This is a genomic window from Lacrimispora sp. (assembly GCF_032078915.1).
Classification (GTDB): Bacteria; Bacillota; Clostridia; order Lachnospirales; family Lachnospiraceae; genus Lacrimispora.
This window is the reverse complement of sequence record NZ_DAMAUN010000003.1, coordinates 1-8,146: the sequence shown is the minus strand read 5'-3', so window position 1 is coordinate 8,146 and position 8,146 is coordinate 1. Positions and strand designations below refer to the sequence as shown.

General features: G+C 49.0%; 8 protein-coding genes. All 8 read right to left on the bottom strand.

The features are described from left to right. A partial coding sequence (locus RT269_RS02065; protein WP_313180341.1) for a cobyrinate a,c-diamide synthase occupies nt 1-1,315 on the bottom strand: 1,315 nt, incomplete at its 3' end. Beyond that, the gene (gene cbiT / locus RT269_RS02060) at nt 1,308-1,880 is read right to left on the bottom strand and encodes a precorrin-6Y C5,15-methyltransferase (decarboxylating) subunit CbiT (RefSeq protein WP_313180340.1); all 573 of its coding nucleotides are present in this window, start codon (nt 1,878-1,880) and stop codon (nt 1,308-1,310) included. The genes cbiT and RT269_RS02065, both read right to left, overlap by 8 nt. Nucleotides 1,881-1,939: 59 nt before the next feature. After that, nucleotides 1,940-3,400, bottom strand: a complete 1,461-nt coding sequence (gene cobK, locus RT269_RS02055; protein WP_313180339.1) for a precorrin-6A reductase — start codon at nt 3,398-3,400, stop codon at nt 1,940-1,942. Then, nucleotides 3,393-4,133 carry a precorrin-3B C(17)-methyltransferase gene (gene cobJ / locus RT269_RS02050; RefSeq protein WP_313180338.1) on the bottom strand — a complete coding sequence of 247 codons (741 nt, stop codon included), beginning with the start codon at nt 4,131-4,133 and terminating at the stop codon, nt 3,393-3,395. Before cobJ ends, cobK begins: the two co-directional genes overlap by 8 nt. Further along, the gene (locus RT269_RS02045; protein ID WP_313180337.1) at nt 4,130-5,227 is read right to left on the bottom strand and encodes a cobalt-precorrin 5A hydrolase; all 1,098 of its coding nucleotides are present in this window, start codon (nt 5,225-5,227) and stop codon (nt 4,130-4,132) included. The genes cobJ and RT269_RS02045 overlap by 4 nt, the downstream gene beginning before the upstream one ends. Further along, entirely contained in the window at nt 5,224-5,988 is a 765-nt protein-coding gene (gene cobM / locus RT269_RS02040; protein WP_313180336.1) for a precorrin-4 C(11)-methyltransferase, read from the bottom strand. The genes RT269_RS02045 and cobM overlap by 4 nt, the downstream gene beginning before the upstream one ends. A gap of 2 nt (nt 5,989-5,990) precedes the next feature. Next, the gene (cobI, locus tag RT269_RS02035; RefSeq protein WP_313180335.1) at nt 5,991-6,668 is read right to left on the bottom strand and encodes a precorrin-2 C(20)-methyltransferase; all 678 of its coding nucleotides are present in this window, start codon (nt 6,666-6,668) and stop codon (nt 5,991-5,993) included. A gap of 3 nt (nt 6,669-6,671) precedes the next feature. Further along, the gene (gene cbiD / locus RT269_RS02030; RefSeq protein WP_313180334.1) at nt 6,672-7,865 is read right to left on the bottom strand and encodes a cobalt-precorrin-5B (C(1))-methyltransferase CbiD; all 1,194 of its coding nucleotides are present in this window, start codon (nt 7,863-7,865) and stop codon (nt 6,672-6,674) included. Nucleotides 7,866-8,146: the final 281 nt, after the last annotated feature.

Here is an 8,146-nt window from a genome sequence, read left to right as displayed (position 1 = left end):
AAAAATGGGGAAAGCCAGCCAGGAGATTACCTTCCCCATGAACGCAGTCCCAGCTTTTTTTCCCGCCTGGTTTCTTTGCTTCCATACAGGATCCGTTATTTGTGCTGTCCCAATAATGGAATTCATGCCCCCGGATGGACTCACCCTTTTTCAAAAACAGGGTATCCGCATTGGGAAATGCCTCAATATAACCAAACCTTAACAACCGTTCTGTAGGGAATGCCCTTCCTTTTATAATACCGGCCATGGGATATGTTTTATGGTCCTTTGTTTCCAGCTGTTCATGGAGATACAGGAATCCTCCGCACTCAGCCAGTATGGGAAGGCCGCGTTCTGATGCCTGCCTTATTTCCCGGAGCATGGATTCATTCTCCGAAAGCTCCCGGCAATAAAGCTCCGGATATCCGCCGCCAAGCAAAAGGCCGCGAATCCTTAAAGGCAGCCTTTTATCGTGGATCGGGCTAAAGGGTATGAGCTTTGCTCCCATCTCTTTTAAAAGCCTTAAGTTCTCCTGATAATAAAAGCAGAAAGCCTCATCGAAGGCAAGTCCTATCAGCACTTCTTCTCCTTGCGTTACCTTGGAAACCTGATTTTTTAATCTGCCTTGAAGAGACGGCAGAGGCTTGGCATCCTGGGCCAGCTTTACCAGTCCATTGATGTCTATGGTGGTTTCCAGCTTCATAGCCAGCTGATTCAGCTGATCTTTCAGGCCTTCTTGTTCTCCAGGCAGAACCAGCCCTAAGTGGCGGCTGTCCAAAGCCCCCTCCTCACATTCCGGTAAATATCCGTAAACATGCACTCCCAGTTCTTCCATGGCCGGTTTCAGCCGTTCTGCCATAACAGAAGAGGTCCGGTTTAAAATCACACCCTTTATGCGGCTGTTTGCCTTATATTCAAGAAAGCCTTTCACCACTGCGGCCAGGGATAAGCTGGCTCCTTTGCAATCTAAAACCAGGACCACCGGCGCATCAAGGGCGCATGCCACCTCATAGGAGCTGGCCTGAGTGGTGTCTCCTCCCACCCCGTCGTAATACCCCATAACGCCTTCAATGACGGAAATCCCTGCTCCCCTTGCCTGGTCCGAAAACTGTTCCCTGACCTGCTCTTTATCAAGGAAATAAGTATCCAGATTTCCACCGTCAATGCCAAGCACATATTTATGAAACATGGGATCAATGTAATCCGGACCGCATTTAAAAGACCGGCAGGACAGCTTCCTTAAAAGAAACGCATTTAACAGCCCACAGGTCATCATGGTCTTTCCGCTGCCGCTTTTAGGGGCGGCAAGCATCAGCCTTGGATAGGAATTATCCAATGTCGTTCCTCCCTTCCCCGCCAAAGGAAACCACATAAACCGGATTCTGTCCCATCATCAGATGATAGTCCCCTGCTTCCCTTCCTTTGGATATTAAAACCTGCACGATTTCAGCCGTGACAGAATGTCTTTTCAGCCAGGAAAGGATTTCTGAAAGGGACTCCAAAGCAATTGCATTGATTACAATCCTGGTCCCTGGATTCTTCTTTAAAGCCAGGGATAGTACGTGATCCATGGTGCCGGAAGTTCCTCCGATGAATACATGGGTAGGGGCTTCAAGAGCTTCTAATGCCTCAGGTGCGGTTCCTTCAATGATTTCCAGGCAGCCTGCTCCAAATTTTTCCTTATTGGCCTTTATAAGATCTATGGCTTCCGCCTTCTTTTCAATTGCATAAACCCGGCCTTCTGTGAGATACCGGGACGCTTCTATGGATACGGAGCCGGTTCCAGCCCCTATATCATACAGGACGGAATCCGGTTCCAGTTCCAGCTTTGATATTGAAACAGCCCTGACCTCACTTTTTGTCATGGGCACATCTCCCCGGATAAACAGTTCATCTCTCATAATTTGCCTCCTAATGAATCATGCGGATATGCCTGCATATCCAGTTAATCTTTTATACCTTATCTCTCTATTAATACAGCCGACAGCATATCAAAATCCTGCTCTTTAAGCTCCTCCGGCGTTCCAACGGTTATCCGTTCATCCGGATAGGAAAGCCGTTCTCCTACGGACAGCCTGGCTTCGTGAAATCCATGTTCCTTAAGAAGCCGGCACAGACTTTTCACCGTATTGATTCCGTCCAACAAAACAAATACCCTGGGATAAAGGGTTAATTCTTTTATCATGTCGCAGGTCCGGCCATGAAGGCTCACAAGCCGCACATCCTCCCAGTCCGTTTTTAACCGTGAGCACAAATAAGAAACCGATGAGATTCCCGGCAGAACCACCGTGTCATATCTTTGGCAATATGGTTCCTGGGCCAATGCCTCCGCCATCTTTTTGGTCCCGCTATAAAAGCCTGTGTCACCGGAATACAGGATTCCGATCCTGGTATACTCTTCATGCTCCTGAAGATAGGGCAGAATGTCCTTACTTGTATAAAAGGGTATTTTAACGGCTCGGGAAATTGCAGGAGAAATGCCGGAGAGCATCCGCTCTGCACCAAAGATCACATCGCATTGCTGCAATTCCTTCCATGCCTTAACGGTCATCTGATCCTCTCCTCCCATGCCGGTTCCGATCAGGGATACCTTTCTCTTCCCAGTCCGGATCTGAAGCTCCGGCATTGCCTGAGACTGGGCCTCCTCCTCTTTATCATCGGATAATAGCTTCTTGGCCTCCCTGACAGTCATTCCTTCTTCCTTTCCAGGACGCCCGATGACAACTGCCGTTATCCCGCATTCTACTGCTGCCTCCATCTTTTCCGGGAAGCCTCCCGCATGTCCGGCTTCTTTTGTCACCAGACAGCTGATGTCATACTGTCTTATCATGGCCCGGTTCATCTCGGCGGTAAAAGGGCCTTGCATGGCAATTAAATGCTTCCCCTTAAGCCCCAGCTGCTCACAGGCAGAGATCACAGACAGGCCGGGAAGAACTCTGGCAAAAACCCGTTCTTCCCAGGAGTCCAGTTTGGTAAAGGCAGAAAGCTCCTTGCTTCCTGTTGTGACAAGAATATTTCCAGGTATTTTATGCAGGGCAAGGACCGCTTCCTCTAAGTCACTGACCCACAGAACCTTTCCTTCCCCCTGATCTCCCGGCTTTAAATTTTCGGCTGATTCTCTTACAATCCTTATGCAGGAAGTTCCTGTCCGGTTGCAGGCAGTGCGTATGTTCTCACTTGCCAGCGTGGCATAAGGATGAGTGGCATCAAGTACAAGAGTGATGCCGTTATGTTCGATAAAACTTTCCATCTCATGGGCAGCCATGGGTTTCTCATGAATGTGGAGATACGGACTTTCCAAAAGCACTGACCTTCCATATCCGGTAGCCACACTGACCCATGCGTTTATCTTCTTTTCATGGCAGTATTCTGCCAGAAGCCGGCCCTCCGTGGTGCCTCCAAATATTAAAACTCTACACATTTTTATATCCTCGTGGTGTTACCATCCTGCCATTGATCAATTTTGTCATGGAATTTCCTATATAAACGGTGGTAAACATATCTGTCTGGGTATCTCTTAGTACTTCCAGAGTCATGACCGCCATTTCTTCCTCTTCCCTGCCAATATTTTTTACAAGGCCGCAGATTGTTGACCTGCTTTTGTGCTCCATTACGATCTCGCAGGCCCGTTTCAAATAACCGGCCCTCTTCTTACTGGAAGGATTATAAAGGCAGATGACCATGTCTGCCTGGGCGGAAGCCCTAAGCCTGTCTTCAATTAATTCCATGGGAGTGAGCAGATCGCTTAAGCTGATCACCGCAAAATCATGGCCCAGAGGAGCGCCTAAAACGGCACCTCCGCTTAAGGCCGCAGTCACTCCTGGTATGATCTCAATCTCAAGGTCTTCTTCTGACCGGGCCGACTCAAGGATCAATCCGCTCATGCCGTAAACACCTGAATCTCCGCTGCATACCATGGCTGCGGTTTTTCCCTTTTTAGCTTCCTCAATAGCCAGCAGGCAACGCTCCTGTTCCCTGCGCATCGGCGTGGCAAGCATCTCCTTATCCGGAAAATGCTCCTTGATCAAATCTATATATACAGTATACCCTACTATGACCTCACTCGCTTCCAGGGCCTTAATGGCCCTTATGGTCATATCCTCATAAGAACCTGGCCCGATTCCTACCACGTAAAGTTTTCCTGACTTTGTCATAAGTTACCTCCTAAAGAATTAAACGGATCTAATTGCACCTTCCAATCCAGGACAGCCACAGCTGCCGTCACCCCGTCTGCCGCCTGTTTTTTTACCAGCAGTTTACCGCCGCCCAATTTCTTTACGCAGGCAAGGGCCGCCCGTTCGCATACATTATCAACTCCGGTGACCTGCTTGACAAAGGAAGAGGAAGTAAATTCCCCTTCTGTTTCTTCAAGCACGACCGCCGGATAAGTGTAAAACGGGACTCCTTTAGAAGCAGCAAACCGGCAGATGCCCTCTTCCTCCTTCTTTAAATCAATGCTGGCACACGCAGCCAGTGTTTCCTGAGATAAGTTCCATTCCTTGAAAAACCGGTCAAGAACCTTTTCTATGGTTTTGGCAGGAACCCCTTTTCTGCATCCGATTCCCAGAACCAGAAGCCTGGGAACCAGCCTTAAGGATTCCTTAAGTGGCTCATCTTTCCCGCTTTCCTTTATGGTGATCCAAAGATTTACACCACAGGCCTCCCCTGGGATAAGTCCGGACGGAAGCTTTCCTGAAACCGGAAAGTCGGAATAAAATCCTACATTTTCCCCCTTAAGTATGGCGGAGGAAATCATTTTAATCTTTTTTATATCTGTAATGACCAGTCCCTGCTCCTTGGCAAATAAGTCTACTGCAAATCTTCCATGAATGTCCGTGGCGGTGGTAATAACTGCCTGACCGCCCGTCATTTCTGCCAGCCGTTCTGCCAGTTCATTGGCTCCTCCCAAGTGACCGGATAAAAGGGAAATGGAAAATCTGCCCATATCATCCATGACCACCACGGCCGGGTCTTCTGCCTTACTCTTTAAAAAGGGTGCAATTGCCCGGACAGCAATGCCAGCAGCTCCAATAAACACGATTCCATCCTTTTGTAAAAACTGCTCCCTGGTCCATTCTGACAAGGATGCAGAAACAGGGATCATGAGATCCCCGTCAGGGCAGGACTTAAGAAGCCCTGACCGTCCATAGGCTTCACAAGGCTGTCCTGCTTTTAATAATTCTTTAACCAGCTTTACGCTGAGCCTGGCTCCTGCTTCCGTAAAGCAGATGATCGAAAGCTTCATCATTCGTCCCCCGTTCCCTTCCGGTATTCCGTGGTAAAAACCGGGTCATAAAGCTTGGAACGTTCGTAGCCGTTTTGGGCTAGGGCATTGCCCACAAGAATCAGGGCTGTCTTCTTTATGTTCTCCCGTTTTGCACTTGCACTTAAGCTTTCCACCGTACAGTTTATGGTCTTTTCGTCCTCCCAGGTGGCCTTATAGACGATAGCGGCAGGAGTATCCGGAAGATAACCGCCTTTTATCAATTCCTCTGACAGCTGATCCAGCATACCGGTGCTTAAAAAGATTACCATAGTAGCTCCATGTGCCGCAAAGGACGCGATGGATTCCCGTTCCGGCACCGGCGTCCTGCCTGCCATGCGTGTAATGATCACGCTTTGGGTCACTTTAGGAAGGGTATATTCCATTTTAAGGGAGGAGGCCGCACCGCAAAAAGAGCTGACTCCCGGACATACATCATAAGGGATCCCTCTTTCCTCCAGTTCATCCATCTGCTCTCTGATCGCGCCATAAATACAGGGATCGCCGGTATGGAGCCTTACCGTCATCTTTCCTTCCCGTTCTGCCTCCGCCATAACCGCAATCACTTCCTCAAGGGTCATTTTGGCACTGTCATAAACCTGGCACTGGGCTTTTCTGTATTCCAAAAGGGCTGGGTTTACCAAAGAGCCTGCGTAAATGATCACATCCGCCCTCTCAAGCAGTTCCTTGCCTCTCACTGTAATTAAGTCCGGCGCTCCCGGACCTGCTCCTACAATATGTACCATACTTACCTCACAATCACCAAAGAATAATAGCCGGCATCTTCCGGAATCTCATCCAGGGAACGATAGATCCGTTCATCCGGCATTCCGCAGTTTTCCACCATCACGGCGCTGGCCCCACAGTCTTTCAGTTCTCTTTTCACCGCATCCAACTGCCGGCCGGCCTTCATAAGCACTTTTACTCCAGGAAGCTTTAAGGCATCTCTTACCTGATAAGAGGCCGGTATGATATGAAGCTCCTCTGCTCCTGATACAAGGGGGCTTCCAAGCCTTGCCGCCACGGCACAAAAGGATGGGATTCCGCTTATCAAACGGGTGTCATAGCCTTCCTTCCAAAGCCGTTCCAACAGATTGGTAAAGGTGGAATAAATGCTTACATCCCCCAGGGTGATAAATCCCACATCTTCTCCCCTGTCTAAATACTCCATAACCATCCTGGCTGCCAGATCATGGCTTTCCTTAAGTATATTTTCATCTTTTGTCATGGGCATGTGCAGATGAAGGCATTCTTTTTCTTCTATCTCCGGCACTGCCTGTCTTGCAATCTGATATGCCGTACACTGTTCTTTATTTTTATGGGGAATGGCAATGACCTTTAATTCCCTGATCCTTTTTACCGCTTTTAATGTCATAAGCTCCGGATCTCCCGGCCCTACACCGATCCCGTACATGATTCCAGCCATTGTTTATTCCTCCTGTTCTTTCCGTCCCGGTTCTGCACCGGAAAACAACCCGATAAGCTCCATCGATCCCCGGCTCATTCCCAGTATACCGTACATCGTGGAAAATGTCACCACTTCCACCTTCCCCCCTCCTGACCAGAGAGTCATGTATCCCTGGATCCTGTTCACCACCTCTTCCATGACAGGCTCTAAAATCCCATAGCTTTTAAGGATTCCCGCGGCCTCCTCCATGGTGTTGGCTGTCAGGATCTTATCTTTTAATCCGTCCCTGTCCTCTGAAAAGGGGGCAGTGCAGTCCCACAATATTTCCATTCGGCGGTCCCCATATTTGGAATGGGTATTGGGTACACCTCCTGCAGTCTTGATCAGCTTCCCGATATGCCCTGCAAACAGGATCTGGTGAAATCCTTCCCCACCTGCCGATTGTAAAGCTTCTCCGATGAAATTGCTGCAGATCACCCCGTCCTTTATGTTAAGGCCAAGCGCTTCCTGTATAAAGGCCTCCCCATAATTTCCCGGAACCAGGATCACCCGCTTCATGCCTGCCACCGCTTTCATATGTAATTCCAGACGTATGGTGGCAATCAGCGCCTCTTCGCTCATAGGCTTTACGATTCCTGTTGTCCCCAGTATAGAAAGCCCGCCTTCAATTCCCAGCCTGGAATTAAAGGTTTTCTCCGCCAGCTTTTTTCCTTCCGGCATCCAGATGGTGATTGTTAAGGAACCATCAAAGCCCGCTTCCCTTCTGGCTTCCTCCACCCCGCAAAAGATCATGTCACGGGGAACAGGATTAATGGCCGGCATGCCCACAGGACAGGATAGTCCAGGTTTTGTCACCCAGCCGATCCCTTCTCCGGCAGTGAGAAAAAGAGGGCCTTTTCCCTCCTCTCCCTCTCTGTGATAGATTCCCGCAGCCTGTCCATCTTCCTTTTCATCAGAATATTGAACGCTTGCAAACACCATGGCCTGATGTGTCACATCCGGGTCATCTCCTGCATCCTTTTTAACGGCGCATACCGCCTTTTCCCGTCTCAGGACAATATGAAAAAGAGGAAGATCAGCCGACCTTCCTTTTGGCGTCATAAGTGTCATATGCTGTAATTCACACCCGGTTAACAGCATGGCCGCTGCTGCCTTGGCAGCAACAGCGGCACAGGTTCCTGTTGTGAATCCGCTTCTTAATTCCTGTTTTTCCATCTTCCTGCATCTTTCCTGCCATTCTTTCCAGGCATCACGGAATATCCGAAACGTATCTCCTCTTTCCGCCAATGCTCTCTGTGCAGAGCCTGTCCCGCCTTACCGGACGTAAAGGGATACCCGCAGGATATTTCCTTTTGAGGTCCATTATAAAATATTTTCTCTTACGGTGCAAGAAAATTCCTGAGTTTTCTTCTTTCCTGCCCACGCGTTCCGGGCATTAAGGGATACCTGCAGGGTATTTCCTATACTTCTTCACCCTTTAACAGAGCTTCGTTTTT